Genomic DNA, 25339 nt, shown 5'->3' with positions numbered 1-25339 from the left:
GCAGGCGGCCTCATGGCCGCCTCATAGACTTGATTACAGATTCTGCGTTACGAACGAGAGCATCTGGTCGGCGGTGGAGATCACCTTGGAGTTCATCTCGTAAGCACGCTGGGTGGTGATCATGTTGACCATCTCTTCCACGGTGCTGACGTTGGAGGTTTCCAGGGTGTTCTGCAGGGTGGTGCCGAAACCGTTCAGGCCCGGAGTACCGACTTGCGGTGCGCCGGAAGCGGCGGTTTCCAGGAACAGGTTGTTGCCCACGGCTTGCAGACCGGCCGGGTTGATGAAGTCAGCGGTCTGCAGGTTGCCGATCACTTGCGAAGCGGCGTTGCCGGCAACGGTGATCGACACGGTGCCGTCACGGCCGACAGTGAAGGTCTGGGCGTTGTTCGGGATGACAATCGCCGGCTCCAGAGCGAAACCGCTGGCGTTGACGATCTGGCCGTTGGAATCGAGGTGGAAAGTACCGTCACGGGTGTAGGACGTGGTGCCGTCCGGCTGCAGGATCTGAAAGAAACCACGGCCGTCGATGGCCATGTCCAGCGGCTGCTCGGTGGTTTGCAGGCTGCCGGCGGTGAAGTTTTTCTGGGTGCCGACGATGCGCACACCGGTACCCACTTGCAGACCCGACGGCAGTTCGCTGTCCTGGGTCGACTGGGCGCCTGGCTGACGCTTGATCTGATACAGCAGGTCCTGGAACTCGGCGCGGTCACGTTTGAAACCCGTGGTCGACACGTTGGCCAGGTTGTTGGAAATGGTGGTCAGGTTGGTGTCCTGGGCGGACAGACCGGTTTTGGCAACCCATAGAGCCGGAAGCATTCGATTCTCCTCGTGCGCCTGTTTTACGGCGCGACGTTCTGATAATTAGCTGATCTGCAAGACCCGAGCCATGGCCTGGTCGTCGTCTTTGGCGGTGTTCATCATCTTGACGTGCAACTCGAACTGCTTGGCCAGGGCCAGCACCGAGGTCATCTCTTCCACGGCATTGACGTTGCTCGACTCCAGGAAACCCGACACCAGTTTGACGTTGGCATCGGCCGGCGCAGGCTGGCCGTCCTTGGTGTAGATCGAACCGTCCAGGCCCTTGTTCATGTTCTTGATGTCCGGGTTGACCAGTTTGATCCGGTCGACCTCGGCCATGACGCGCGGGCCCTCGCCCATCGCACGGATACTGATGGTGCCGTCTTCACCGACTTCCACCTGCTGCTCCGGCGGAATCGCAATCGGACCACCATTGCCCAGCACCGGCATGCCGTTACCGGCGCGCAGTACGCCAAGGGCGTCGATATTCAGGCTGCCGGTGCGCACGTAGCTTTCGCCGCCGTTGGGGTTCTGCACGGCAATGAAGCCGTTGCCGCTGACGGCCACGTCGAGGTCACGCCCGGTCTGCACCAGGGAGCCCGGAGTGAAATCGGTGGCAGGCCGTTCGCTCATGGCAAACGCACGCGCCGGAAAGCTGTCACCGAACACCGGCATCGAACGCGCCTGTTCCAGGTCGCGCTGAAAACCATTGGTGGAGATGTTCGCCAGGTTGTTGGCATGAGCCTTTTGCGCCAGTGCGTTCTGGCTGGCGCCGGTCATTGCCACATAAAGGTACTTGTCCACACTCTTTCCTCTGCATGCCGGACGTTTGCCGCCCACCGCTGTACTGCTGACCCACAAGCAATTTGCAGACCAACTTTTTTCTGACAGCCAGGGACCCGATAAACAAAGGACTTGAGGGGTTTTGCGGGAAAGAAGGAAATGTATCGAAGACGAAAAACCGGCGGTGTCATGCCGCTTCGCGGCAATCAACCAGGCCGGTCGGGATCACTCGGACGCGTCTTTGCCGACTTCGTATTCACGCAACTTGTTGGCAATGGTCGTATGGGAAACCCCGAGCCGCTTGCCCAGTTGCCGACTGCTCGGGTGCTCGGAATACAAACGCTCCAGCACCGCTTTCTCGAAGCGCCCGACAATCTCGTCCAGCCCGCCTTCGAGGGAGAAATCGCCAAGCGGCTGACGCACGCCATAGTCCGGCAGACGAATATGCTCGGCCTTGACCGTTCCGCCATCGCACAGCGAAACCGCCTGGAACAGCACGTTCTCCAGTTGCCGTACGTTGCCCGGCCAATGGTAATGGCTGAGCCGGTCCATCGCCGCCGGTGCCAGTTTCGGCAGCGGGCAACCGATCTGCCGGCTGGCCTGGTCGAGGAAGTGCTCCACCAGCGGCGTCAAACCATCGAGGCATTCGCGCAATGGCGGGATGTGCAGGGAAAGCACGTTGAGGCGGTGATACAAATCCTGGCGAAACTCCCCTCTCGCACACAGCTCCGACAGATCCACCTGAGTGGCGCAGATCACCCGCACATCCAGATAAACCTCTTCATCGCTGCCCACACGACGGAAGCAACCGTCCTGCAGGAAGCGCAGCAATTTCACCTGCAGGCGCGGGCTCATTTCGCCGACGCCATCGAGGAACAGCGTGCCGCCCGCCGTCAGCTCCAGCAGCCCGAGCTTGCCTTCCGCCCGCGCGCCCTCGAAGGCACCGGGGCCATAGCCGAACAGTTCGGTCTCGGCCATCGATTCCGGCAGCCCCGCACAGTTGAGCGCCATCAGCGGCGACTGGCCGCGCGGACTCGCCAGGTGACAAGCCCGCGCCAACAATTCCTTGCCGGTGCCGGTTTCGCCTTCAATAAGAAGAGGCGCATCCAGCGGCGCCATGCGCCGGGCTTCGCGCACCACTGCCGCCATCACTTTCGAGCTCTGGAAGATGCTGTCGAATCCCCGCAGCTCCTGCTTGCGCACGTTGTAGATGCGCTCGCCGACCCGGTCCGCCCGGTGCAGCGTCAATACCGCACCGGCCATGGCCTCGCTGTCATCGTGCTCCGACTGGAGGGGAGCGATGTCGGCCAGAAAGATGTCGCCCTTGACCTTGACCCGCATGCCGTTGATTCGCGACTTGTTGGCGCGCACCAGTTCCGGCAGGTCGAAATCTTCGGCGTAACGCGACAGCGGAATCCCCGGCACCTCATCCACCCGCACGCCGAGCAATTGCGCCGCCGCGCGGTTGGCGGCAACGATGGAGCCACCCATGTCGATCGACAGCACCGGAAACTCCAGCGCACCGAGCAACGCGTTCAACTCCATGTGCCGGCGCTCACTGGGCATCAGCCCTACCCGCTTCACACCAAACACCCCGGCGATGGCTTCGAATTTGGGCCGCAACGCCTGGAACTGCAGGTTGATCAGGTTCGGGCAATGCAGATAGATCGCGTTGCCGTGCTCACCGCCGACCTCGCCCCGGGCGACGTTGATCCCGTACTCCACCAGCAGATTGAGAATGTCGCGCAGGATGCCGATGCGGTTCTGACAATGGACTTTGATACGCATATAAAGGCCCGAAACAGGTAAAGGGGCGGATTTTTCTCTGCCGCCCGCAAGATAGTCGTCAAGATTATGTGACAGACACCGGCCATTTCAAACCCGCCAATCACTGCAATCACGACTTATCGCACAAAGCGTAACGATAATTTTACGATTTAAAGAGACTTTTTCTACCCGACGGCTCTTCAACCTGCTGCAACACGGCACGCTCTGGGGTATTTCTCAGTCCATAGCAGGACATAACAAGAACGAATTCCCCTCGCAGGAGAGCAGTATGAAGCAGACGCAATACGTGGCCCGCGAGCCCGATGCGCAAGGTTTTATCGACTACCCCGCCGAAGAACACGCGGTGTGGAACACGCTGATCACCCGCCAGTTGAAAGTGATCGAGGGTCGGGCGTGCCAGGAATACCTGGACGGTATCGAAAAACTCGGCCTGCCCCACGACCGCATCCCGCAACTGGGCGAGATCAACAAGGTGCTCGGCGAGACCACCGGTTGGCAGGTTGCCCGCGTCCCGGCGCTGATTCCCTTCCAGACCTTTTTCGAATTGCTCGCCAGCAAGCAGTTTCCGGTGGCCACCTTTATTCGCACCCGTGAAGAACTGGACTACCTGCAAGAGCCGGACATTTTCCACGAGATCTTTGGCCACTGCCCGCTGCTGACCAACCCATGGTTCGCCGAATTCACCCACACCTACGGCAAGCTCGGCCTGCAAGCGACCAAAGAAGAGCGCGTTTATCTGGCGCGCCTGTACTGGATGACCATCGAGTTCGGTCTGGTCGACACCCCGCAAGGTAAACGCATCTACGGGGGCGGCATTCTCTCCTCGCCAAAGGAAACCGTTTACAGCCTGTCGGGCGAGCCCGAGCATCAGGCCTTCGATCCGCTGGAAGCCATGCGCACGCCATACCGCATCGACATCCTGCAACCGCTGTACTTTGTCCTGCCGAACCTCAAGCGCCTGTTCGATCTCGCCCACGAAGACATCATGGGCATGGTCAAGCAAGGCATGCAGCTGGGTCTGCACGCACCGAAATTTCCGCCGAAACCAAAAGCTGCGTGAACCGTGGCTTTTACTTACAAGTGAGTCTGTCAGTCGTCGCGGCTTTGGTTTAGCGTGACGGCATTGTCAGCCAATATAAAAAAACACCTCTAGATTTCAGGAAGTACACCATGTCCACCTTGAACCAAGCCCATTGCGAAGCGTGCCGTGCCGATGCTCCACAGGTCAGCGATGAAGAATTGCCGATCCTGATCAAGCAGATCCCTGACTGGAACATCGAAGTACGCGACAGCATCATGCAGCTGGAAAAAGTCTTCCTGTTCAAGAATTTCAAGCACGCCCTGGCCTTCACCAACGCCGTCGGCGAGATCTCCGAGGCCGAAGGTCACCACCCGGGCCTGCTGACCGAGTGGGGCAAAGTCACCGTGACCTGGTGGAGCCACTCGATCAAGGGACTGCACCGCAACGACTTCATCATGGCCGCGCGTACCGACGAAGTGGCCAAGACTGCAGAAGGACGCAAGTAATGCACTTCGACGCCATCGGCCGGGTGCCCGGCGACCCGATCCTCGGCCTGATGGAGGCCTACGCGCAGGATTCCAACCCGCGCAAGTTCGACCTCGGCGTGGGCGTCTACAAGGATGCCCAGGGCCTGACGCCGATTCCCGAGGCGGTGAAAATCGCCGAGGCGCGTCTGGTCGAGAGCCAGGACACCAAGACCTACATCGGTGGCCACGGCAATCCGCTGTTCGGCAAGGTCATCAATGAACTGGTGCTCGGTGCCGATTCGGCGCTGATCGCCCAGCAGCGCGCCGGCGCCACCCAGACCCCGGGCGGCACAGGCGCCCTGCGTCTGGCGGCGGACTTCATCGCGCAATGCCTGCCGGGCAAAGGCGTATGGCTGAGCAACCCGACCTGGCCGATCCACGAAACGATTTTCGCGGCCGCCGGGGTCAAGATCAGCCATTACCCGTACGTCGGCAGCGACAACCGCCTCGATGTCGATGCGATGCTCGCCGTGCTCAATGAAGTGCCGAAAGGCGATGTGGTACTGCTGCACGCGTGCTGCCACAACCCGACCGGTTTCGACCTGAGTCACGACGACTGGCACCGGGTGCTGGACGTGGTGCGCAGCCGCAACCTGCTGCCGCTGATCGACTTCGCCTACCAGGGCTTTGGCGACGGTCTGGAGCAGGATGCGTGGTCAACCCGGCTGTTCGCCGCCGAGTTGCCCGAGCTGCTGATCACCAGTTCCTGCTCGAAGAACTTCGGCCTGTACCGCGACCGCACCGGTGCGCTGATCGTCTGCGCGAAAACCGCCGACAAGCTCATCGACATCCGCAGCCAGCTGGCGCATATCGCCCGCAACCTGTGGTCGACGCCACCGGATCACGGCGCCGCTGTCGTCGCCACGATCCTCGCCGACCCTGAGCTGAAACGCCGCTGGGCCGACGAAGTGGAAGCCATGCGTCTGCGCATCGCCCAGTTACGCAGCGGTCTGGTAGAAGCACTGGAACCCCACGGCCTGTGCGAGCGTTTTGCGCACATTGGCGTGCAACGCGGGATGTTCTCCTACACCGGCCTGTCGCCGGAACAAGTGAAAAACCTGCGCGAGCATCACAGCGTGTACATGGTCAGCTCGGGCCGGGCCAACGTCGCCGGGATCGATGCGACGCGCCTCGACCTGCTGGCGGAAGCGATCGCCAACGTCTGCAAATAAACACAATTGTGGGAGCGAGCTTGCTCGCGATAGCGGTGTATCAGCCAGGGCAAATGTCGGCTGGCACGCACTCATCGCGAGCAGGCTCGCTCCCGCATTTGCCCTGCGTCACCCTGTCGCACTTGTCTAGACAATCCCGCCCGTCGCAACAAGCGGAATTAAAAATCTGTTTGTCATTTTTACTGCTGTATCCTTCGCAGGCTTTCTGAAAGCGCGGATCTACCAGATCTATCAACAGACTTAGCGAGGAGCGCAACCATGCACGAGATTCCCAATCTCCCCTTCCCAAGCCTGCACGTACCTGAGCAGACGACCACGCAACAAGCCGGTGCCCAACAGCCCGAGCCGAAAGAAGCCGCCGAAAGCCGTCCGGCCGACAGCAAAGAGTAAGTAACACCCGTCGTACAGACCGTGTGGAAAGCGCTAACATGCGCTTTCCACACTGCCTGAAACCGAGCCCGCCATGACCGACGAATCCTTTAACGAACACCAGGCTGAAATCCTCATAGGCGCCACCGAGAAGATGATCGAGATCTGGAGCCGCCTCTCGCCGGAGAAACAGGCCGCCCTGCTCGCCCGTTTCGGCAGCGAAGAAAACGCCCTCGCGGCACTCGTCACCACGCAACTGGTCGCCCCGGCCAAATAGTTTTACTTTTCCCCGCCGCAGCATCGTCCACGCCGGTATCATGAGCAGCCTATCTATTCTGCTCTCCCCGTGGATCGTTACCCATGTCGTCCTCTATGCCAGAACCCCAGCGCCCCCTGGCGGTCACGCTGCAAGTCGTTTCCATCGTCCTGTTCACCTTCATCGGCTATTTGAATATCGGCATTCCGCTGGCCGTGCTGCCCGGTTACGTCCATAGCGACCTGGGCTTCGGCGCGGTCATCGCCGGTCTGGTGATCAGCGTGCAATACCTCGCCACCCTGCTCAGCCGTCCATATGCCGGCAAGATCATCGACAACCAGGGCAGCAAACGTGCGGTGATGATCGGTCTGGCCGGGTGCGGTTTGAGCGGTGTGTTCATGCTGATTTCGGCGTGGACGCCCAATCTGCCGATGCTCAGCCTGATCAGCCTGTTCGTCGGGCGACTGGTGCTGGGCAGTGCGGAAAGCCTCGTCGGCTCCGGATCGATCGGCTGGGGCATCGGCCGCGTCGGCGCGACCAACACTGCCAAAGTCATCTCGTGGAACGGCATCGCCAGTTATGGCGCGCTGGCCATCGGGGCGCCGCTGGGGGTGTGGTTGGTCAGTCATTTCGGTCTATGGAGCATGGGCGTGAGCATTCTGTTGCTCGCATCGCTGGGCCTGCTGCTGGCCTGGCCGAAGACCGCTGCGCCGATTGTTGCCGGCGAGCGTTTGCCGTTCATGCACGTGCTGGGTCGCGTTTTCCCGCACGGCTGCGGCCTGGCGCTGGGCTCGATCGGTTTCGGCACCATCGCCACTTTCATCACCCTGTATTACGCCACGCAACACTGGGATAACGCCGTGCTGTGCCTGAGCCTGTTCGGTGCCAGCTTCATCGGTGCGCGACTGCTGTTCGGCAACCTGATCAACCGCCTCGGCGGCTTTCGCGTAGCGATTGCCTGCCTGTCGGTGGAAACCCTCGGTCTGTTGCTGCTATGGATCGCACCGGATGCACACTGGGCACTGGCGGGTGCGGCATTGAGCGGTTTCGGCTTCTCGCTGGTGTTCCCGGCGCTGGGCGTGGAAGCGGTGAACCTGGTGCCGGCTTCCAGCCGTGGTGCGGCGGTCGGCGCCTATTCGCTATTCATCGACTTGTCACTGGGGATCACCGGGCCGCTGGCCGGGGCCATTGCGGCGGGCTTCGGTTTTGCCTCGATCTTCCTGTTTGCCGCGATCGCCGCATTGAGCGGCCTGGCGTTGAGCGTCTATCTGTACCGCCACACATCGAAGTACCGCGAAGACTAGAAATCCACCTTGCCGCGCCCGGCCTTGATGCTGCCGCGCTTGGTCTTCGACTCCAGCCGACGCTTCTTCGAACCCAGTGTCGGCTTGGTTGGACGGCGTTTCTTCTCGACCTTGGTGGCGCTGAGGATCAGCTCGGTCAGACGCTCCAGCGCATCGGCACGATTCTGTTCCTGCGTGCGGTACTGCTGGGCCTTGATGATCAACACGCCATCGCCGGTGATGCGACTGTCGCGCAGCGCCAGCAGCCGCTCCTTATAGAACTCGGGCAAGGACGAGGCCGGAATGTCGAAACGCAGGTGCACAGCGCTGGAGACCTTGTTGACGTTCTGCCCACCGGCGCCCTGGGCGCGGATGTACGTCAGTTCGATCTCGGCATCCGGCAGATGCACGTTGTTGGAAATCACCAGCATGGAAAGCGTCCGTATTCAGAACCCGCAGGATAACGCGAATAACCTTTGAATACGCCGCTGATCCCTGTGTGGGTGGGTTTGCCCGTGAGGCGGCGTGTCAGAGGAATCAACGTTGACTGAGGCATCGCTTTCGCGGGCAAGCCCGCTCCCACAAGGTCCTGATGTATATCCCTAAAACAACAAACCCGGCACATCGGCCGGGTTTGTTGTTTTTGCTTGCGGCGTTATTTCGCGGTTGCAGGCACTACAGGCTGCGCACCACGCTTGTTCTTGATCACGTAGCAGACCCACATGAACACGACCCACACCGGAATCGCATACACCGAGATCTGGATGCCCGGGATCAGCAGCATCACGCCGAGGATGAACGCCACGAACGCCAGGCAGATGTAGTTGCCGTACGGGTACCACAGCGCCTTGAACAGCGGCGTCTGGTTGGTCTTGTTCATGTGCTGGCGGAACTTGAAGTGCGAGAAGCTGATCATCGCCCAGTTGATTACCAGCGTTGCAACCACCAGCGACATCAGCAATTCCAGCGCGTGCTGCGGCATCAGGTAGTTGAGCAGCACAGCCACCAGCGTTACCGCTGCCGAAGCCAGAATCGAACGCACCGGCACGCCGCGCTTGTCGATTTTCGCCAGACCTTTCGGTGCATCACCTTGCTCGGCCATGCCCAGCAGCATGCGGCTGTTGCAGTAGGTGCCGCTGTTGTACACCGACAATGCCGCCGTCAGGACCACGAAGTTGAGGATGTGCGCCGCGGTGTTGCTGCCGAGCATCGAGAACACCTGCACGAACGGGCTGCCGCTGTAGGAGTCGCCCGACGCGTTGAGGGTTTCCAGCAGGCTGTCCCACGGGGTCAACGACAGCAGGATCACCAGTGCGCCGATGTAGAAAATCAGGATCCGGTAGATCACCTGGTTGATCGCTTTCGGGATCACGGTTTTCGGCTTGTCGGCCTCGGCTGCGGTGAAACCGAGCATTTCCAGACCGCCGAAGGAAAACATGATGATCGCCATGGCCATCACCAGACCGCTGACGCCGTTCGGGAAGAAGCCGCCGTGAGACCACAGGTTGCTCACCGACGCCTGCGGGCCGCCGTGACCGCTGACCAACAGGTAGCTCCCCAAGGCAATCATGCCGACGATCGCCACGACCTTGATGATCGCGAACCAGAATTCGGCTTCACCGAAGACTTTGACGTTGGCCAGGTTGATCGCGTTGATCAACAGGAAGAACGCTGCCGCGGTGACCCAGCTCGGAATGTCCGGCGCCCAGTAGTGGATGTACTTGCCGACCGCGGTCAGCTCCGACATGCCCACCAGGATGTACAGGATCCAGCAGTTCCAGCCCGACAGGAAACCGGCGAAACCACCCCAGTACTTGTGCGCAAAGTGGCTGAAGGAACCGGCCACCGGCTCTTCGACGATCATCTCGCCGAGCTGGCGCATGATCATGAAAGCGATGAAGCCGCAGATGGCATAGCCGAGGATCATCGACGGGCCGGCGGATTTCAACACCCCGGCCGAGCCGAGGAACAATCCGGTACCGATCGCGCCACCGAGGGCGATCAGTTGAATATGGCGATTTTTCAGGCCGCGTTTCAGCTCGCCTGATTGCGAGTTTTGTCCACTCATGAAAAAGGTCTCACGCAAGGTTTGATGATGTTCAGTAGACGTTGCTGCAAGGTTGCGATTTCAACCAACCTTGATCAAACCCCAGCGCAGGCACCAGGAATTCAGCTTTCTTACAACGGTCATGCGTCACCTGTTTGTTTTTATCTGTGACGAAATCGAACCCAACACGCTTGTGACGCGGCGGAGTGAACAAGGCGGATAATCCTTGAGGTTTGCGCGATTACGCAGAGGGTCACAGTTAAAACGCGGCGCATTGTACACCGCTAACCCCCTGCTGCCAGACCCCGCTGGATCAGCGTGTCGGTTGCCGGGATTGCGCGTGCCCGCCCCGAGAGGCCCGGGCGGCTGCAAAAATTGAGTCAGGCCTTTGCAGGCCATCGGCGTGGAGGATGGAAAATCCGCCCCACGTGGAGAAGTGAAATTGGATATCGGCGTTCATTGCGCCTCCTTCTTGTTATGCACCTGCACGACAGGCATGGGGCGCATCTCACCTCTCAATCGAACCTGAAACAAGCATGCCAGAGCCCTGCGCCAGGCCCGGGGGACGGGGCTTCGGCAGATTTTCCTTACAGCCTGGCAGAGGCGCACGATTCACGGGACTTCGCGGGCTTTTCCGTAAACATTCACTGACATCGCGTAACGTAAAGTTTCCACTACAGACCCATCGAACCCGAGACCGATGTTTGACGTTAGCTGGCTAACTATCTGAAAGACGTCAATTTTTTTGTTTTAAAACAAGAAAAAAACACCCCAAAAAAAGAAATAAAAAGTCCAAAAAAAAACGCCAACCCTGAGGTTGGCGTTTCTGTTTTCCGCTTGAAGCTTACCGCTCGACGCTTACAACTGCCTTATTCCGGCTTCTTGCGACCGAAACCCGGGCGCTGGCCGGAACCGGCCGGGGCACCGCGACGCTTGCCCGACGGCTTGTCATCGTCCGCCAGTTTGATGCCTGGACGCTTCGGCGCAGGCTTGGCCGGACGCTTGGTCTCGGCTGGACGATCCGCCACTGGCGTACCACGACCAGCCGGTGCACGACCTTCACCGCGCTCGGTGCGGCCGCGCGGAGCGCGTTCGCCATCCGGACGCGCTGCCGGCTTGCGACCCGGACGTTCGCCTTCGATCTGCGGCTCACGCACGGTACGCGGGCCGGCAGCCGCCGGTGCGCCGTTGGCCGGACGCAAGGTACGCACGCGCTCGGTGCGAGGCATCGGGCGCGACGACTTGCGCTGCATGCGGTCGAGCTTGTCTTTGCTCTTGGCGTTCAGTTGCGGCATGGCCACCGGGGTCAGGCCGACTTCGGCGCTCAGCACGTCGACTTCGTACTGGCTCATTTCGCGCCAGCGGCCCATCGGCAGGTCGGAGTTGAGAAACACCGGACCGAAACGCACGCGCTTCAGGCGGCTGACCACCAGGCCCTGGGATTCCCACAGACGACGCACTTCACGGTTGCGACCTTCCATCACCACGCAGTGATACCAGTGGTTGAAGCCTTCGCCGCCCGGTGCCTGTTGAATGTCGGTGAAACGCGCCGGGCCGTCTTCCAGCACAACGCCGGCCTTCAGGCGCTCGATCATCTCGTCATCGACTTCGCCGCGAACACGGACTGCGTACTCACGGTCCATCTCGTAGGACGGGTGCATCAGGCGGTTGGCCAGCTCACCGTCGGTGGTGAACATCAGCAGACCGGTGGTGTTGATGTCGAGACGGCCGATGTTGATCCAGCGACCTTCTTTCGGACGCGGCAGCTTGTCGAACACGGTCGGACGGCCTTCCGGGTCGTCACGGGTGCAGATCTCGCCATCGGGCTTGTTGTACATGATCACGCGACGGACCGACTCGGCGGCCTCTTCGCGCTTGATGACCTTGCCATCGATGGTAATGGCGTCGTGCATGTCGACGCGCAGACCGAGGGTCGCCTCTGCGCCGTTGACCTTGATCCGGCCCTGGCTGATCCACGCTTCCACGTCACGGCGCGAGCCGACGCCGATACGGGCGAGGACTTTCTGCAGTTTTTCGCCTGCTGGACCGATTTCCTGGTCGTCTTTCTGGTTGTCACTCATCTGTGCACCTCCCGGTGTGATCTGTTCAGCGGCTCTGGATCGGGCCTGCCGAAGCATTGAAATCTGGGTTTTCGGGCGAAGGGATCGCCGAAGGGTCGCGAATCATACGCGGATGTGTTCGTTCGCGCATCAGAGACTAGTCGATCAAGACAAGGTTATTTCTTTTTCCGCCGACCGGTGGCGCCGAGCTTGATCAGGCGCAGCGCGGCTTCGGCCAGCACCGTGCGCTTGTCGTCCTTGTCGAGTTTCTTCCAGGCCCTGATCTCGCGCTTGCTGCGCCCGCAGCCGAGGCAGATGTCATCGCTGAACTTGCAGAGGCTGATGCACGGGTCCTTGGTCGAGCTCATGCTCAATCTTCGAACTCGCGGCGTTCGGCTTCGATGGCCTCGGCCAGGGCGCGGGCTTCGGCTTCTTCTTCGCTCAGTTCTTCCTCTGCGGCAGGTTCTGGTGCGGGTTGTTCGAGACGGGCAACGGCGGCCAGCAGTTTTTCCCGGGCTTCGGCCACGCCGAGGACATCGTCTTCCTGCTCAGGCTCGGACTCAAACTCAGGCTCAAATTCCGACTCAGGCTCAAAATCGACCTCCGGCTCTGCTTCGAACTCAATGTCGGCTGGCGGCTCGACCGGATCGGACTCAAACCCGGACGGCATCGGCTCGCCATCCGCAACATCACGCAGCAAATCGTCGAAGTCGGTCTTGATCCCCTCCTCCATGCTGTCCAGTTCCAGCAGCAACGTGTGGAAACTGGTTTCCTCCTTCGGCTCTTCCGGCTCGGCGCTGGCATCGGCCAGCTCTTGCAGGCCCGGTGGCACTGGCGCGTCGTCGAAGTCGAGCACCGGATCCGGCTCGATCTCGCGCAACTCCGCCAGCGGCGGCAATTCGTCGAGGCTCTTGAGGTTGAAATGATCGAGGAACAGCTTGGTGGTGGCGAACATCGCCGGTTTGCCCGGCACGTCGCGGTAGCCGACGACGCGGATCCACTCGCGCTCCATCAGTGTCTTGACGATGTTGGTGTTGACCGCCACGCCCCGCACGTCTTCGATTTCGCCACGGGTGATCGGCTGGCGATAGGCGATCAGCGCCATGGTTTCCAGCAGGGCCCGGGAATAACGCTGCGGGCGTTCTTCCCATAGTCGGCCAACCCATGGCGCGAACTTCTCGCGAATCTGCAGACGATAGCCGGACGCGACCTCCACGAGTTCGAACGCCCGCCCCTCGCAGGACTTGCCGAGCAGGGTCAGGGCTTTCTTGAAGACCGGCGGCTCCGGCCGTTCGCCTTCCTCGAACAACTCGTACAGGCGTTCAAGGGTTTGCGGCTTTCCCGAGGCCAACAGAAAGGCTTCAAGCAGGGGCGCCAGCTCGCGGGGTTCACTCAGGTTCATGTTCGGACTCGTTATTCGACTCGGGCTCGCACGTGGATCGCGGCGAACGGCTCATTCTGCACCAGCTCCACCAGCGATTCCTTGACCAGTTCAAGGATCGCCATGAAGGTCACCACCACACCGAGCCGGCCTTCCTCGGCGGTGAACAGCTCGACGAACGGCACAAACCCGCCGCCCTTGAGCCGTTCCAGCACATCGCTCATACGTTCGCGGGTGGACAGTGCCTCGCGGCTGACTTGGTGGCTTTCAAACATGTCGCCACGGCGCAGCACTTCGGCCATGGACATCAGGATTTCTTCCAGCGCCACATCCGGCAGCAACTTGCGCACCGTGACCTGCGGCGCGTCGAGCTTGGGCACGATCACATCGCGACCGACCCGGCTCAGGCCATCGATGCCCTCGGCGGCGGCCTTGAAGCGTTCGTATTCCTGCAGGCGGCGGATCAGTTCGGCCCGCGGGTCTTCCTCTTCCTCTTCGACGGTCTCGGCCCGGGGCAACAGCATCCGCGACTTGATCTCGGCCAGCATCGCGGCCATCACCAGGTATTCGGCGGCCAGTTCCAGGCGCACCGACTGCATCAGCTCGACATAGCCCATGTACTGGCGGGTGATTTCCGCCACCGGGATGTCGAGGATGTTGATGTTCTGTTTTCGGATCAGGTACAGCAGCAGGTCGAGCGGTCCTTCGAAGGCTTCGAGGAAGACTTCCAGGGCGTCCGGCGGGATGTACAGGTCCAGCGGCATTTCCGTGACGGCCTGGCCATAGACCATGGCAAACGGCAGTTCCTGCTGGGCACCGGCCTGGGGATCAACGGTTTCTACTGCGGACATTCAGGCCTCGACCATGAACGGCGCAGGATCGCCGCAACCGACGCGGACCACTTCCGGATCGTCGCCGGTCAGGTCGATCACGGTCGACGCTTTGATACCGCCGAAACCGCCGTCGATGATCAGGTCCACCTGATGCTCCAGCAACTGACGCATTTCGTACGGATCGCTCAGCGGATCTTCATCGCCGGGCATGATCAGGGTCACGCTCATCAGCGGTTCGCCCAGTTCGGCCAGCAGCGCCAGGGCAATCGGGTGGCTAGGCACGCGCAGGCCGATGGTGCGTTTCTTCGGATGCAGCAACAGCCGGGGCACTTCGCGGGTGGCGTTGAGAATGAAGGTGTAAGGACCCGGCAGGTGGGCTTTCAGAATACGGAAGGTGCCGGTGTCGATCTTGGCGTAATTGCCCAGTTGCGACAGGTCGCTGCAGATCAGCGCGAAGTTGTGCTTTTCGTCGAGCTGACGCAGGCGTCGAACGCGCTCGATACCGTTCTTGTCGCCGATCTGGCAGCCGATTGCGTAGGAAGAGTCCGTTGGATAGACCACCACCCCGCCCTTGCGGATGATCTCGACGGCCTGTTTGATCAGGCGCGCTTGCGGGTTTTCCGGATGGATCTGGAAAAATTGACTCACATTCTCTACCTGTTCAGACGGCGGCAATAACTGTGTCATGTTTGAACCGACACCACAGGGGTGGAAGGTCCTCAGGGAGCGGCCGGTACTGGCCGATCTCCGACCAGCCTCCAGGGCCATGAAAATCACTGCCGGCAGTGACCAGCAGACCGAACTCACGGGCAAGGATCGCCAGGCTGCCCACCTGTTCCGCAGGCTGATGGCCGTTGACCACCTCGAGCGCCTGTCCGCCCGCTTGAATATAGTCGGCAATCAGCTTTCGGCGCTTGCTGCGCGTGAAATCGTAGTGCCAGGGATGCGCCAGGCTGACCCAGGCCCCGGCGGCGCGCAGCGTGCCGACGGTGTCTTCGAGGGTCGGCCAGTGTTGCTTGACGTCCCCCAGCTTGCCGGCGCCGAGCCATTTGCGAAACGCCTCGGCGCGATCCTTTACAAAACCCTCACGCACCATCCAGTCGGCGAAATGCGGACGGGCCGGGGCATTGCCGCTGTCGCCCAGTTCCTGCTGGATCTGCCGCGCGCCGTCGAGCGCGCCGGGCATGCCCTTGAGGGCGAGCTTGCGGCTTATTTCTTCAGACCGCAGCCAGCGGCCATCGTGCAGACTGGCGATGGCCTCGACCAACGGCGCGGCGTTGACGTCAAAACCGTAGCCCAGCACATGAATGGTCGCGCCGCCCCAGGTGCAGGACAGTTCGACGCCGTTGACCAGTTGCATGCCCAGCGCTTCGGCGGCCGTACGCGCTTCGGCAAGGCCTTCGAGGGTGTCATGATCGGTCAGGGCCAGGACTCGCACGCCGTTTTCGAACGCACGCGCAACCAGTGCCGCAGGCGCCAGGGCGCCATCGGAGGCCGTGCTGTGGCAGTGCAAATCAACATTCACGGGGATGTGTAACCTCAAATCAGCTGGCGCTATCGCGCGCCCATATGTTTGTTATTATGCCGCCACATCCAGCTTCTGGCTCTCACTGTGAAACAATTCATCGATTTCATCCCGCTTCTGCTGTTTTTCATCGTCTACAAACTCGATCCACGCACCGTCGACGTTGCCGGCCATGAGTTGACCGTAGGCGGCATCTACAGCGCCACCGCCGTGCTGATCATCAGCTCCCTGGTGGTCTATGGCGCGCTCTTCATCAAGCAGCGCAAGCTGGAAAAGAGCCAGTGGCTGACCCTGATCGCCTGCCTCGTGTTCGGCAGCCTGACCCTGGCCTTCCACAGCGAAACCTTCCTGAAGTGGAAAGCCCCGGTGGTCAACTGGCTGTTCGCCCTGGCCTTCATCGGCAGCCACTTCATCGGTGACCGCCTGTTGATCAAGCGCATCATGGGCCATGCACTGACCCTGCCGGACGCCGTCTGGACGCGTTTGAACATCGCCTGGATCGGCTTCTTCCTGTTCTGCGGCGCCGCCAACCTGTTCGTCGCGTTCACCTTCCAGGACTACTGGGTGGACTTCAAGGTGTTCGGCAGCCTGGGCCTGACCGTGCTGTTCCTGGTCGCCCAGGGCATCTACCTGTCCCGTCACCTGCACGACGCCGATACCACAACACCAAAAACCGAGGACTGACATGCTCTACGCAATCATTGCCACCGACGTCGCCAACTCCCTGGACGCGCGCCTCGCCGCCCGCCCGGCCCACCTTGAACGCCTGCAAGTGCTCAAGGGCGAAGGCCGCATCGTCCTGGCCGGCCCACACCCGGCGGTCGACAGCAATGATCCGGGCTCAGCGGGTTTCACCGGCAGCCTGATCGTTGCCGAATTCGATTCCCTGAGCGCCGCGCAGGCCTGGGCCGACGCCGATCCGTACATCGCCGCCGGCGTCTACGCCAGTGTTGTCGTGAAGCCGTTCAAGCAAGTCCTGCCGTAATCCTTCCCCACGCGATGAACCTTGTCGGTTCATCGCGTTCTCAATCGCTCATTATTCTCGTTTGCCGGCCGACAACCTGCCCAATATCCATTTGGTAACAGGAGTCGCGATGCGCAAGGGTCCGTTGTGTCTGATGCTGGTCACGTTGTCGATCATGGCGCCCGCCCATGGTGAAGAAAGCACCGAAAGCGGCAATTCCACGCCGCTGTCGTTGAGCGCCGGCAGCCAGATCACCGAGTTGCAGCAGCGCCTGAAAGCCAGCGAGCAGCAGCGGGAAGAACTGAGCAAACAACTGCAGAATGCCGATAACACCCGCGAAAGCGCCCAGCTTGCCCGGTTGCGCCAGGAGAACCAGCGTCTGAAGCTGCAACTCAAGGAAGCCCAGGCCAGCCCGCTGCCGCGCCTGCTGACCGAACAGCAGCAATGGTTCGTCACCGGCGCCGGGGTAGCGCTATTGGCCCTGCTCTGCGGTATCTTTGCCAGTGGTGCAAGTCGAAAACGTCGACAATGGCTAAATTGAGTGAGTCATGAGCGAGCTGTTACTGATTGATGATGACCAGGAGCTGTGTGAGCTTCTGAGCAGTTGGCTGAGCCAGGAAGGCTTTCAGGTCCGTGCGTGCCACGACGGCCAGAGCGCCCGCAAGGCTTTGGCCGAATCCGCCCCCGCCGCGGTGGTGCTGGACGTAATGTTGCCCGATGGCAGCGGTCTGGAACTGCTCAAGCAATTGCGCAGTGAACACGCCGACCTGCCGGTGGTGATGCTTTCGGCCCGTGGCGAACCGCTGGACCGGATCCTCGGCCTGGAACTGGGCGCCGACGATTACCTGGCCAAACCCTGCGATCCGCGAGAACTCACCGCCCGCCTGCGCGCCGTACTGCGCCGCAGTCATCCGGCCGCCGTGTCGACCCAGCTCGAACTGGGCGATTTGAGCTTCAGCCCGGTACGTGGCGTGGTCAGCATCGACGAAAAGGAATTCACCCTTACCGTTTCCGAGAGTCGCCTGCTCGAAGCGCTGCTCAAGCAGCCGGGCGAGCCGCTGGACAAACAGGAACTGGCGCAGATCGCCCTCGGCCGCAAGCTGACACTGTACGACCGCAGCCTGGACATGCACGTCAGCAACCTGCGCAAGAAGATCGGCCCCCACGCCGACGGCCGCCCGCGCATCGTGGCCCTGCGCAGCCGGGGCTACTATTACAGCCTCTGAATCCCCCGCACGCGGACGCTTTGTCAGTTCGATGACAAAGCGTCTTTACCCAAGCTTTACCCAGCGCTGACCGCCGCTGACCTTGATCTCCGTAATCTGTACTCATCCGGAACGTACCGGGAACGAGACAAGGAGATACACCATGCGCAAGACTCTTATCGCTCTGATGTTCGCTGCCGCTCTGCCAACCGTCGCCATGGCCGTGCCGCAAGATGGTGGCCCGATGGGTGGGCCGGACGGCGGCTGGAGCCACGGCGGTCAGATGCACCGCATGCACGGCAAAGGCCCGTACAGCCAGCTGGACCTCTCCCGTGAACAGCGCGAGCAGATCCGCAAGATCATGGGCGAGCAGATGCACGAACGTAAGCAGACGGTCGAGAAATACCTGTCGAAACTCTCGCCTGCCGATCAACAGGCAATGAAGGACGAGATGGCGGCCAACCACAAGAAAGCCGAATCCGATGTCCGCGCCGTGCTGAAACCGGATCAACAGAAGAAATTCGACGAGATCCAGAAGAAACAGGCCGAGCGTCGTGCTGAATGGGCCGAGTTCAAGGCCTGGAAAGCGCAACAGCCGCAAAAGGCGCAATAATGCAGTAACTTCGGATCCGACGGCTAAACACCGTCGGATCTGTTGCCACTCAATTCAGATGTGGGAGCGGGCTTGCTCGCGAAGAGGGAGTGTCAGTCGACATCATCGGTGACTGACACACCGCATTCGCGAGCAAGCCCGCTCCCACATTGGATTTGTTTTTGATTGAGGATTTTCTGTGCGTTCATTGTTCTGGCGTATTCTCGCGAGCTTCTGGCTGGCCATCGCTCTGGTTGCGGGGCTTTCCATTCTGCTGGGGCACATGCTCAATCAGGACGCATGGATCCTCAGCCGCCATCCGGGGCTCAATACGCTGGCTGCGGACTGGACGCAGACCTACGAATCCCAGGGCGAGGACGCCGCTCAGGACATCCTCCAGCAGCGCAAACGCCAGTATCACATCGACGTTCAGGTGCTGAACGAGAGCGGCGACCCGGTAGTGCGCGGCACCTTCCCCCGCCGCGCGGCCGCCTTCGAGGCACGACAGAACAACGACGACCGACGCCTGCCGTGGCGGCGCCTGACCGATGAGTTCACCAGCGAAAAGACCGGTGACACCTACCTGTTCATCTACCGCATCCCGCACCCGGAACTCGACGCCTGGCACCGCGAAAGTCTGCTCTGGCCGTTGAGTGCCCTGGGCATTGCGCTGGTGGTGCTGACGCTGTTCAGCCTTTTGGTGACACTCTCCATCACTCGCCCGCTCAACCGCTTGCGCGGCGCGGTGCACGATCTGGGGCAGACCACCTATCAGCAGAACAGCCTGGCGAAACTGGCCAACCGCCGTGATGAGTTCGGTGTGCTGGCCAACGACTTCAACCGCATGGGCGCACGTCTGCAAAGCCTGATCGGCAGTCAGCGCCAGTTGCTGCGCGACGTGTCCCACGAATTGCGCTCCCCGCTGGCACGGCTGCGTATCGCGCTGGCATTGGCCGAACGGGCGAGTCCGGAAGAACGGGAAAAACTCTGGCCTCGCCTGACCCGCGAGTGCGATCGGCTGGAAGCATTGATTAGTGAAATCCTGGTGCTGGCGCGAGTCGATGCCGACAACGCCAGCGCCGAAGCCGTGGATCTGAATGCGCTGCTGGGTACCCTGCAAAAGGACGCGCAACTTGGTTCGCCGGAGCAGACCGTGCGCCTTGAGGCCGAACCGCAGCTGAATCTGACCGGCTGGCCGACCATGATCGAACGCGCCGTGGACAACCTGCTGCGCAATGCCCAGCGCTTCAACCCGGTGGGACAGTCGATCGAAATGCAGGCTTCACGCCAGGGCGAGCGAATCGTGGTCAGCGTGCGCGACCACGGCCCGGGGGTGCAGGCCGAGCATTTGAGCCAGTTGGGCGAACCGTTTTATCGGGCACCGGGGCAGACCGCTGCCGGCCATGGCCTGGGCCTGGCGATCGCCCGGCGGGCGGCGGAGCGCCATGGCGGGACGCTGGTGCTGGCCAATCACCCGCAGGGCGGGTTTGTGGCCAGTCTTGAGTTGCCGCTGGAGCCGGGTGCGGTTGTCCAGCCCTGACGGGGTTTTCAGTGTCAGGCTTTACCCGGCCAGGCACTGACAAACTCGGCCACATCAACCTTCTCCGCCACCCGCGGTTCTTTCTGCGGCGTGCCGAGGTACAGGAAAGCAATCACCTCTTCGTCGTCCGTCAGGCCCAGACCCTTGGCGACATGTTTCGAATAAGCCAGATCACCGGTGCGCCACACCGCGCCAATGCCCTGCGCGTAAGCCGCCAGCAGAATGCCGTGGGCGGCACAGCCTGCGGCCAGCAACTGCTCGGCCTTCGGGTATTTGACGTGATCCTGCAACGTGGCGATGACCACGACCACCAGCGGCGCCCGCAGCGGGCCGTTACGGGCCTTGTCGATCATCGCTTCGGTGACTTCGCCTTCCTGCATCTGCGCCGCTTCGGCCAGCAACTCGCCCATCTGCTCACGCGCCGCGCCTTCGACGGTCAGGAAACGATACGGCTGCAAATGCCCGTGATCCGGTGCACGGGTCGCGGCGGCAAACAGCACTTCGCGCTGTTCGGCGGTGGGGGCCGGGTCGATCAGTCGTGGAACGGAAACACGGTTGAGCAAAGCGTCGAGAGCCTGCATCGGCCACCTCCTGAAAAAAATGTCCGGCTATTCTAGCTGCAAGTGATCCGGCCGCGTCGGTTTACATGCCTTGCCCCGCAGGTAGAATGGCGCCTTTCCCACATCAGCCCGAGCGGACTTCATGGCGTTGCCGACCTTACGGATCATTGGTTTCATCATCGGCATCTTCCTGATCACCCTGGCCATCGCCATGGTCGTGCCCATGGCCACCCTGGTGATTTTCGACCGCACCGGCGATCTGCCGTCGTTCCTCTGGGCGAGCATGATCACCTTCGTCGCCGGCCTGGCACTGGTGATCCCGGGACGCCCGGAACACATTCACCTGCGCCCTCGCGATATGTACCTGCTGACCGTCACTAGCTGGCTGGTGGTGTGCATTTTCGCAGCGCTGCCGTTTCTGCTGACCCAACACATCAGCTACACCGACTCGTTCTTCGAAAGCATGTCCGGCATCACCGCTACCGGTTCGACCGTTCTCAGCGGCCTGGACACCATGTCTCCCGGCATCCTGATGTGGCGCTCGCTGCTGCACTGGCTCGGCGGCATCGGCTTCATCGGCATGGCGGTGGCGATTCTGCCGCTGCTGCGCATCGGCGGCATGCGTCTGTTCCAGACCGAATCCTCGGACCGCTCGGAAAAGGTCATGCCCCGTTCGCACATGGTGGCGCGACTGATCGTGGTGACCTACATCGGCATCACCATTCTCGGCAGCCTGGCGTTCTGGTGGGCCGGGATGAGCCCGTTCGACGCGATCAACCACGCAATGTCAGCGATTTCCACCGGCGGGTTCTCGACCTCCGACCAGTCCCTGGCCAAGTGGACGCAACCGGCGGTGCACTGGGTCGCGGTGGTGGTGATGATCCTCGGCAGCCTGCCGTTCACCCTGTACGTGGCCACGTTGCGTGGTAACCGCCGGGCGCTGATCAAGGATCAACAGGTGCAGGGTCTGCTCGGCATGTTGCTGGTGACCTGGCTGGTGCTCGGCACCTGGTACTGGTGGACTACCGACCTGCACTGGCTGGACGCCCTGCGCCACGTGGCGCTGAACGTGACGTCGGTGGTCACCACTACCGGTTTTGCCCTGGGTGACTACAGCATGTGGGGTAACTTTTCGCTGATGCTGTTCTTCTACCTGGGTTTTGTCGGTGGCTGTTCCGGCTCCACGGCCGGCGGGATCAAGATCTTCCGTTTCCAGGTCGCCTATATCCTGCTCAAGGCCAACCTCAATCAGCTGATTCACCCGCGCGCGGTGATCAAGCAGAAGTACAACGGCCATCGCCTCGACGAAGAGATCGTGCGGTCGATCCTGACCTTTTCGTTTTTCTTCGCCATCACCATCTGCGTGATCGCCCTGCTGCTGTCACTGATCGGTGTGGACTGGATGACGGCGCTGACCGGCGCCGCCAGCACCGTGTCCGGCGTGGGTCCGGGACTGGGTGAAACCATCGGGCCGGCGGGCAACTTCTCGACCTTGCCGGATGCGGCCAAGTGGATTCTGTCGTTCGGCATGCTGCTCGGCCGGCTGGAGATCATTACGGTGTTTGTGCTGTGTATTCCGGCGTTCTGGCGTCACTGATCGCGTTCGGTGCATCGAGCAAGCGCGCCCGGTAATCGCCGGGCGTGGTGTCGAACCAGCGGCGGAAGGCGCGGAAGAAATTGCTCGGGTCGGCAAACCCCAGCAGATAGGCGATTTCCAGCAAGGTCATGCTTGGCTGCGCCAGGTATTGCTCGGCAAGTTCTCGGCGGGTGTCATCGAGCAACTGCTGAAAACTGGTGCCCTCCTCCTGCAGACGCCGTTGCAGGGTGCGCTGGGACAGGTGCAGCGTCTGCGCCACCGTATCGCGTTTGGGCTCGCCCTGGGGCAGCAAACGACACAACACCTGACGCGCCTTGTGGGTCACGCGACTTTCGGAAAACCTCGCCAGATATTCCCCGGCAAACCGGTCGTGCAGCAACGCCATCGCCTCGTTGGCGGTGGGCAGCGGCGCTTCCATGTCGGCACGTTCGAAGATCAGCGCGTCATACGGCGCGTTGAATACCAGCGGTGCATGAAAGGCTTGTTTGTAGGGTTCAAGATCATCGGGTTCATCGCCCTGCACCAGCACTTTGCGTGGGTGCAACGTGCGCCCGGTCAACCAGCCGCACAGCGCCAGCGCGCAGGCCAGCGAGGCTTCGGCACTTTGCCGGGTCGGCGGCAGATGATCACCGTGCACCGTCAGAATCAGCGCATAACCTTCGTCGAGCAGACGAAAACTCAAGTCGGCACTTTCGGCAATGATCCGCTGATAACGCACCAGTCGCTGAAAGCCTTCGGCCAGGGTGTTGCTGGACATCAGCGCGTAGCCCGCAACATGGAACGAGGCCGGTCGCACCACCTTGCCCATGTTCAGGCCGATCGCCGGGTTGCCGGACAGCTCGACCGCCCGTTGCCAGAGCCGGGTCATGGAATCCTGCGGGAAGCGTGCGTCCGGATCTTCCAGCGCCGCGTAATCAAGCCCCAGCTGCCTGAACAGAACCCGACAATCCAGGCCGTCCATTTCCAGTGCCTTGACAATCCCCATCGCCCAGCTTGCAGATGTCGTACGTTCGCTCATGGCGTTTATTCTTGGATGACATGGTGAGCCGCATACTACGGCCGATTTCCCAAGGATAGTAAAGTGGCGCCGATTGTCACTGGCCGGCGCCATTGTTCACTCTAGACTCAAATAAGCTACCCGCCGAACAACTTGCAATCAGAACAATAACCACAGAGATCGCAGTCGTGGAAACCATCAAGCACTTCAACAGCTTCGCCGAGTTTTATCCGTACTACCTCAGCGAACACAGCAACAGCACCTGCCGTCGCCTGCATTTCATCGGCACGACACTGGTGATCTTCATTCTCGCCATGACCATCGCCAAGGGCGCCTGGCTGCTGTTGCTGGCCCTGCCGCTGGCCGGTTACAGCTTCGCCTGGGTCGGCCATTTCTTCTTCGAGAAAAACCGGCCGGCGACTTTCCAGCATCCGTTCTACAGCCTGCTGGGCGACTTCGTCATGTACCGCGACATGATCCTGGGCCGCGTGGCGTTCTAGAAATCCTGACCAAGAGAATTGCCGATGAATGTCACTGCCCGTTTCACCCACATGAAGGACGGCACACAGGAAGACTGGGCGATCATTGCGGCGGATTTCAGCGCCTACGCCCGTCAGCTGCCGGGCCGGATCATGGCGCACCTGAAACTGCTCGAAGGTGATTTCGGCGGGTTCCCGGTGGATCGCCTGACCCACTCGCTGCAGACCGCGACCCGTGCCCATCGCGACGGGCGCGACGAGGAATACGTGGTCTGCGCCCTGCTCCACGACATCGGCGACACCCTGGGCTCCTACAACCACCCGGACATCGCCGCCGCGATTCTCAAGCCGTTTGTCAGCGCCGAGAATCTGTGGATGGTGGAAAAGCATGGGATCTTCCAGGGCTATTACTTCTTCCATCACCTGGGCATGGATCGGCACCTGCGCGAGCAGTTCAGCGGTCATCCGCAGTATCAGGCGACCGCGGAGTTTTGCGCGAAATATGACGCGGCGGCGTTCGACCCGGACTACGACACCCTGCCGCTGAGCTTCTTCGAACCGATGATGGAACGCCTGTTCGCCCAGCCGAGAAACTCCATCTACAAAGCAGCGATGGAGGAACACTCCCCGGCTTGAGTTGATTTGAAAAACTCAGGCCAGCTCGGCAATCTTGGCCGCTTTCAGCTCTGCCTCCCGCGCCTGGGCATCCGCCAGGCGATACAGCTCGATCGTGCCGTCCCAGTGCTCGATCAGCGCCGTGCACGATTCCACCCAGTCGCCACAGTTGAGGTAATCCACCTCGCCGACCTTGCGGATCTCGGCGTGGTGAATGTGCCCGCAGACCACACCGTGCAACTCGCGCTTCACGCACTCGTGGGCGATGGCTTCTTCAAAGTCGCTGATGAAGCTCACTGCGGTCTTCACCTTGTGCTTGAGATAGGCCGACAGCGACCAGTAGCCGTAACCGTATTTCGCCCGCCAGTGATTGAGCCAGCGGTTGAGGGTCAGGGTGAATTCGTAGGCCGAGTCGCCGAGAAAGGCCAGCCAACGGTGATAACGGGTGATCACGTCGAACTGGTCACCGTGAATCACCAGCAAATGCCGGCCATCGGCCGTGACGTGCACCGCCTCGTCGACCAGTTGGATATTGCCCAGGATCAGCTTCGAATAGCGCCGCAGGAATTCATCATGGTTGCCGGTGACGTAGATCACCTCGGTGCCGCGCTTGCTCATGGTCAGCAAGCGGCGAATGACGTTGGTGTGCGCCTGGGGCCAGTACATGCCGCCGCGCAGTTTCCAGCCGTCGATGATATCGCCGACCAGGTAGATCTTGTCGGCGTGATAGCCCTTGAGAAATTGCGACAGATGCTCGGCCTGGCAATCCCGCGTGCCCAGGTGCACGTCGGAGATCCACAAGGTGCGAACCCTTTGTTTACGGCTGGGTCTGGCGAGCTCGGCGCTGGTCATGGGCAACCCTCTGCGATGTTTTCGCCACTGTGCGCGAGCCCGGTTAATCGACCATGACAGGTGTGCGTCAGTCTTGTGACAAACGCGGCGCT

The 25339-nt window shown here is 61.2% G+C and carries 29 protein-coding genes; 15 read left to right on the top strand and 14 right to left on the bottom strand.

What is annotated here, in order from left to right:
- Positions 1 to 33 precede the first annotated feature (33 nt).
- From flgG to CAG02_RS10675, 3 genes are all read right to left on the bottom strand, one after another.
- Positions 34 to 819 carry a flagellar basal-body rod protein FlgG gene (flgG, locus tag CAG02_RS10685; RefSeq protein WP_007958342.1) on the bottom strand — a complete coding sequence of 262 codons (786 nt, stop codon included), beginning with the start codon at positions 817 to 819 and terminating at the stop codon, positions 34 to 36.
- 45 nt (positions 820 to 864) lie between these two features.
- Positions 865 to 1605: a flagellar basal body rod protein FlgF gene (locus CAG02_RS10680; RefSeq protein WP_085710427.1), complete on the bottom strand. Its 741-nt coding sequence runs from the start codon at positions 1603 to 1605 to the stop codon at positions 865 to 867.
- A gap of 204 nt (positions 1606 to 1809) precedes the next feature.
- Positions 1810 to 3372 carry a sigma-54-dependent transcriptional regulator gene (locus CAG02_RS10675; RefSeq protein WP_085710425.1) on the bottom strand — a complete coding sequence of 521 codons (1563 nt, stop codon included), beginning with the start codon at positions 3370 to 3372 and terminating at the stop codon, positions 1810 to 1812.
- A 223-nt stretch (positions 3373 to 3595) separates the two neighbouring features.
- On the opposite strand from CAG02_RS10675, the gene phhA reads away from it, so the two are divergent.
- From phhA to CAG02_RS10650, 6 genes are all read left to right on the top strand, one after another.
- The gene (phhA, locus tag CAG02_RS10670) at positions 3596 to 4432 is read left to right on the top strand and encodes a phenylalanine 4-monooxygenase (protein ID WP_256576873.1); all 837 of its coding nucleotides are present in this window, start codon (positions 3596 to 3598) and stop codon (positions 4430 to 4432) included.
- Between the two features lie 110 nt (positions 4433 to 4542).
- Positions 4543 to 4899, top strand: coding sequence for a 4a-hydroxytetrahydrobiopterin dehydratase (locus CAG02_RS10665; RefSeq protein WP_003222798.1), 357 nt, complete (start codon positions 4543 to 4545; stop codon positions 4897 to 4899).
- Positions 4899 to 6092 (top strand): amino acid aminotransferase, encoded by a 1194-nt coding sequence (locus CAG02_RS10660; protein ID WP_085710422.1) that lies wholly within the window; start codon positions 4899 to 4901, stop codon positions 6090 to 6092. Before CAG02_RS10665 ends, CAG02_RS10660 begins: the two co-directional genes overlap by 1 nt.
- Positions 6093 to 6350: 258 nt before the next feature.
- Positions 6351 to 6482: a hypothetical protein gene (locus CAG02_RS30025; RefSeq protein WP_255261961.1), complete on the top strand. Its 132-nt coding sequence runs from the start codon at positions 6351 to 6353 to the stop codon at positions 6480 to 6482.
- 73 nt (positions 6483 to 6555) lie between these two features.
- The gene (locus CAG02_RS10655) at positions 6556 to 6738 is read left to right on the top strand and encodes a hypothetical protein (RefSeq protein ID WP_085710421.1); all 183 of its coding nucleotides are present in this window, start codon (positions 6556 to 6558) and stop codon (positions 6736 to 6738) included.
- Positions 6739 to 6833: 95 nt separating this feature from the next.
- On the top strand, positions 6834 to 8021 hold the full coding sequence (locus tag CAG02_RS10650) for an MFS transporter (RefSeq protein ID WP_170931589.1): 1188 nt from the start codon (positions 6834 to 6836) through the stop codon (positions 8019 to 8021).
- On the opposite strand, the gene arfB is transcribed toward CAG02_RS10650, so the two are convergent.
- From arfB to CAG02_RS10610, 8 genes are all read right to left on the bottom strand, one after another.
- A complete protein-coding gene (gene arfB, locus CAG02_RS10645) occupies positions 8018 to 8431 on the bottom strand; it encodes an alternative ribosome rescue aminoacyl-tRNA hydrolase ArfB (protein WP_011333010.1) in 414 nt (137 codons plus the stop codon). The genes CAG02_RS10650 and arfB overlap by 4 nt on opposite strands.
- A gap of 224 nt (positions 8432 to 8655) precedes the next feature.
- Positions 8656 to 10068, bottom strand: coding sequence for an amino acid permease (locus CAG02_RS10640; protein WP_085710418.1), 1413 nt, complete (start codon positions 10066 to 10068; stop codon positions 8656 to 8658).
- A gap of 848 nt (positions 10069 to 10916) precedes the next feature.
- Positions 10917 to 12128, bottom strand: coding sequence for a 23S rRNA pseudouridine(2605) synthase RluB (gene rluB / locus CAG02_RS10635; RefSeq protein WP_085710417.1), 1212 nt, complete (start codon positions 12126 to 12128; stop codon positions 10917 to 10919).
- Between the two features lie 155 nt (positions 12129 to 12283).
- Positions 12284 to 12475, bottom strand: a complete 192-nt coding sequence (locus CAG02_RS10630) for a DUF1289 domain-containing protein (RefSeq protein WP_085710416.1) — start codon at positions 12473 to 12475, stop codon at positions 12284 to 12286.
- A gap of 2 nt (positions 12476 to 12477) precedes the next feature.
- Positions 12478 to 13509, bottom strand: a complete 1032-nt coding sequence (gene scpB, locus CAG02_RS10625; protein WP_085710415.1) for an SMC-Scp complex subunit ScpB — start codon at positions 13507 to 13509, stop codon at positions 12478 to 12480.
- A gap of 11 nt (positions 13510 to 13520) precedes the next feature.
- Positions 13521 to 14219 (bottom strand): ScpA family protein, encoded by a 699-nt coding sequence (locus CAG02_RS10620; protein WP_170931588.1) that lies wholly within the window; start codon positions 14217 to 14219, stop codon positions 13521 to 13523.
- A 120-nt stretch (positions 14220 to 14339) separates the two neighbouring features.
- Entirely contained in the window at positions 14340 to 14969 is a 630-nt protein-coding gene (locus tag CAG02_RS10615) for an L-threonylcarbamoyladenylate synthase (protein ID WP_096822250.1), read from the bottom strand.
- A gap of 13 nt (positions 14970 to 14982) precedes the next feature.
- On the bottom strand, positions 14983 to 15846 hold the full coding sequence (locus tag CAG02_RS10610; RefSeq protein ID WP_085710411.1) for a PHP domain-containing protein: 864 nt from the start codon (positions 15844 to 15846) through the stop codon (positions 14983 to 14985).
- An 87-nt stretch (positions 15847 to 15933) separates the two neighbouring features.
- On the opposite strand from CAG02_RS10610, the gene CAG02_RS10605 reads away from it, so the two are divergent.
- From CAG02_RS10605 to CAG02_RS10580, 6 genes are all read left to right on the top strand, one after another.
- On the top strand, positions 15934 to 16530 hold the full coding sequence (locus tag CAG02_RS10605; RefSeq protein ID WP_085710410.1) for a septation protein A: 597 nt from the start codon (positions 15934 to 15936) through the stop codon (positions 16528 to 16530).
- A 1-nt stretch (position 16531) separates the two neighbouring features.
- Entirely contained in the window at positions 16532 to 16831 is a 300-nt protein-coding gene (locus CAG02_RS10600) for a YciI family protein (RefSeq protein WP_085710408.1), read from the top strand.
- A gap of 109 nt (positions 16832 to 16940) precedes the next feature.
- Positions 16941 to 17351 carry a translation initiation factor 2 gene (locus CAG02_RS10595; RefSeq protein WP_085710407.1) on the top strand — a complete coding sequence of 137 codons (411 nt, stop codon included), beginning with the start codon at positions 16941 to 16943 and terminating at the stop codon, positions 17349 to 17351.
- 7 nt (positions 17352 to 17358) lie between these two features.
- Positions 17359 to 18036, top strand: coding sequence for a response regulator transcription factor (locus CAG02_RS10590; RefSeq protein WP_085710405.1), 678 nt, complete (start codon positions 17359 to 17361; stop codon positions 18034 to 18036).
- A gap of 142 nt (positions 18037 to 18178) precedes the next feature.
- Positions 18179 to 18628: an LTXXQ domain protein gene (locus tag CAG02_RS10585; RefSeq protein WP_085710404.1), complete on the top strand. Its 450-nt coding sequence runs from the start codon at positions 18179 to 18181 to the stop codon at positions 18626 to 18628.
- Between the two features lie 178 nt (positions 18629 to 18806).
- Positions 18807 to 20147, top strand: a complete 1341-nt coding sequence (locus CAG02_RS10580; RefSeq protein WP_085710403.1) for a HAMP domain-containing sensor histidine kinase — start codon at positions 18807 to 18809, stop codon at positions 20145 to 20147.
- A 14-nt stretch (positions 20148 to 20161) separates the two neighbouring features.
- On the opposite strand, the gene CAG02_RS10575 is transcribed toward CAG02_RS10580, so the two are convergent.
- Entirely contained in the window at positions 20162 to 20728 is a 567-nt protein-coding gene (locus CAG02_RS10575; protein ID WP_085710402.1) for a nitroreductase family protein, read from the bottom strand.
- Between the two features lie 121 nt (positions 20729 to 20849).
- Between CAG02_RS10575 and CAG02_RS10570 the strand changes: the two genes are divergently transcribed.
- Positions 20850 to 22304: a TrkH family potassium uptake protein gene (locus tag CAG02_RS10570; protein ID WP_085710400.1), complete on the top strand. Its 1455-nt coding sequence runs from the start codon at positions 20850 to 20852 to the stop codon at positions 22302 to 22304.
- On the opposite strand, the gene CAG02_RS10565 is transcribed toward CAG02_RS10570, so the two are convergent.
- Positions 22261 to 23322 (bottom strand): AraC family transcriptional regulator, encoded by a 1062-nt coding sequence (locus tag CAG02_RS10565; RefSeq protein WP_218189841.1) that lies wholly within the window; start codon positions 23320 to 23322, stop codon positions 22261 to 22263. The genes CAG02_RS10570 and CAG02_RS10565 overlap by 44 nt on opposite strands.
- Positions 23323 to 23489: 167 nt before the next feature.
- Here CAG02_RS10565 and CAG02_RS10560 point away from each other — a divergent pair, with 167 nt between their 5' ends.
- Both CAG02_RS10560 and CAG02_RS10555 read left to right on the top strand, forming a co-directional pair.
- Positions 23490 to 23801, top strand: coding sequence for a DUF962 domain-containing protein (locus tag CAG02_RS10560; RefSeq protein ID WP_085710398.1), 312 nt, complete (start codon positions 23490 to 23492; stop codon positions 23799 to 23801).
- A gap of 24 nt (positions 23802 to 23825) precedes the next feature.
- Entirely contained in the window at positions 23826 to 24416 is a 591-nt protein-coding gene (locus CAG02_RS10555) for an HD domain-containing protein (protein ID WP_085710397.1), read from the top strand.
- Positions 24417 to 24431: 15 nt separating this feature from the next.
- On the opposite strand, the gene CAG02_RS10550 is transcribed toward CAG02_RS10555, so the two are convergent.
- Positions 24432 to 25247 carry a UDP-2,3-diacylglucosamine diphosphatase gene (locus CAG02_RS10550; RefSeq protein WP_085710396.1) on the bottom strand — a complete coding sequence of 272 codons (816 nt, stop codon included), beginning with the start codon at positions 25245 to 25247 and terminating at the stop codon, positions 24432 to 24434.
- Positions 25248 to 25339 lie beyond the last annotated feature (92 nt).

This window comes from Pseudomonas sp. R43(2017) (assembly GCF_002112345.1).
GTDB lineage: Bacteria > Pseudomonadota > Gammaproteobacteria > Pseudomonadales > Pseudomonadaceae > Aquipseudomonas > Aquipseudomonas kribbensis.
Note: the sequence above shows the minus strand (reverse complement) of the source record. Positions and strands in the feature narration are given on the sequence as shown.

Excerpts from the sequence above, each read along its gene's own strand:
- CAG02_RS10575 (WP_085710402.1), bottom strand. The coding sequence starts at position 20,728 with ATGCAGGCTCTCGACGCTTTGCTCAACCGTGTTTCCGTTCCACGACTG.
- CAG02_RS10675 (WP_085710425.1), bottom strand. The coding sequence starts at position 3,372 with ATGCGTATCAAAGTCCATTGTCAGAACCGCATCGGCATCCTGCGCGAC.
- CAG02_RS10655 (WP_085710421.1), top strand. The coding sequence starts at position 6,556 with ATGACCGACGAATCCTTTAACGAACACCAGGCTGAAATCCTCATAGGC.
- CAG02_RS10600 (WP_085710408.1), top strand. The coding sequence starts at position 16,532 with ATGCTCTACGCAATCATTGCCACCGACGTCGCCAACTCCCTGGACGCG.
- CAG02_RS10550 (WP_085710396.1), bottom strand. The coding sequence starts at position 25,247 with ATGACCAGCGCCGAGCTCGCCAGACCCAGCCGTAAACAAAGGGTTCGC.
- scpB (WP_085710415.1), bottom strand. The coding sequence starts at position 13,509 with ATGAACCTGAGTGAACCCCGCGAGCTGGCGCCCCTGCTTGAAGCCTTT.
- CAG02_RS10585 (WP_085710404.1), top strand. The coding sequence starts at position 18,179 with ATGCGCAAGACTCTTATCGCTCTGATGTTCGCTGCCGCTCTGCCAACC.
- CAG02_RS10570 (WP_085710400.1), top strand. The coding sequence starts at position 20,850 with ATGGCGTTGCCGACCTTACGGATCATTGGTTTCATCATCGGCATCTTC.
- CAG02_RS10650 (WP_170931589.1), top strand. The coding sequence starts at position 6,834 with ATGCCAGAACCCCAGCGCCCCCTGGCGGTCACGCTGCAAGTCGTTTCC.
- CAG02_RS10630 (WP_085710416.1), bottom strand. The coding sequence starts at position 12,475 with ATGAGCTCGACCAAGGACCCGTGCATCAGCCTCTGCAAGTTCAGCGAT.
- CAG02_RS30025 (WP_255261961.1), top strand. The coding sequence starts at position 6,351 with ATGCACGAGATTCCCAATCTCCCCTTCCCAAGCCTGCACGTACCTGAG.
- CAG02_RS10590 (WP_085710405.1), top strand. The coding sequence starts at position 17,359 with ATGAGCGAGCTGTTACTGATTGATGATGACCAGGAGCTGTGTGAGCTT.
- flgG (WP_007958342.1), bottom strand. The coding sequence starts at position 819 with ATGCTTCCGGCTCTATGGGTTGCCAAAACCGGTCTGTCCGCCCAGGAC.
- arfB (WP_011333010.1), bottom strand. The coding sequence starts at position 8,431 with ATGCTGGTGATTTCCAACAACGTGCATCTGCCGGATGCCGAGATCGAA.
- rluB (WP_085710417.1), bottom strand. The coding sequence starts at position 12,128 with ATGAGTGACAACCAGAAAGACGACCAGGAAATCGGTCCAGCAGGCGAA.
- CAG02_RS10555 (WP_085710397.1), top strand. The coding sequence starts at position 23,826 with ATGAATGTCACTGCCCGTTTCACCCACATGAAGGACGGCACACAGGAA.
- CAG02_RS10665 (WP_003222798.1), top strand. The coding sequence starts at position 4,543 with ATGTCCACCTTGAACCAAGCCCATTGCGAAGCGTGCCGTGCCGATGCT.
- CAG02_RS10565 (WP_218189841.1), bottom strand. The coding sequence starts at position 23,322 with ATGAGCGAACGTACGACATCTGCAAGCTGGGCGATGGGGATTGTCAAG.
- CAG02_RS10595 (WP_085710407.1), top strand. The coding sequence starts at position 16,941 with ATGCGCAAGGGTCCGTTGTGTCTGATGCTGGTCACGTTGTCGATCATG.
- CAG02_RS10660 (WP_085710422.1), top strand. The coding sequence starts at position 4,899 with ATGCACTTCGACGCCATCGGCCGGGTGCCCGGCGACCCGATCCTCGGC.
- CAG02_RS10640 (WP_085710418.1), bottom strand. The coding sequence starts at position 10,068 with ATGAGTGGACAAAACTCGCAATCAGGCGAGCTGAAACGCGGCCTGAAA.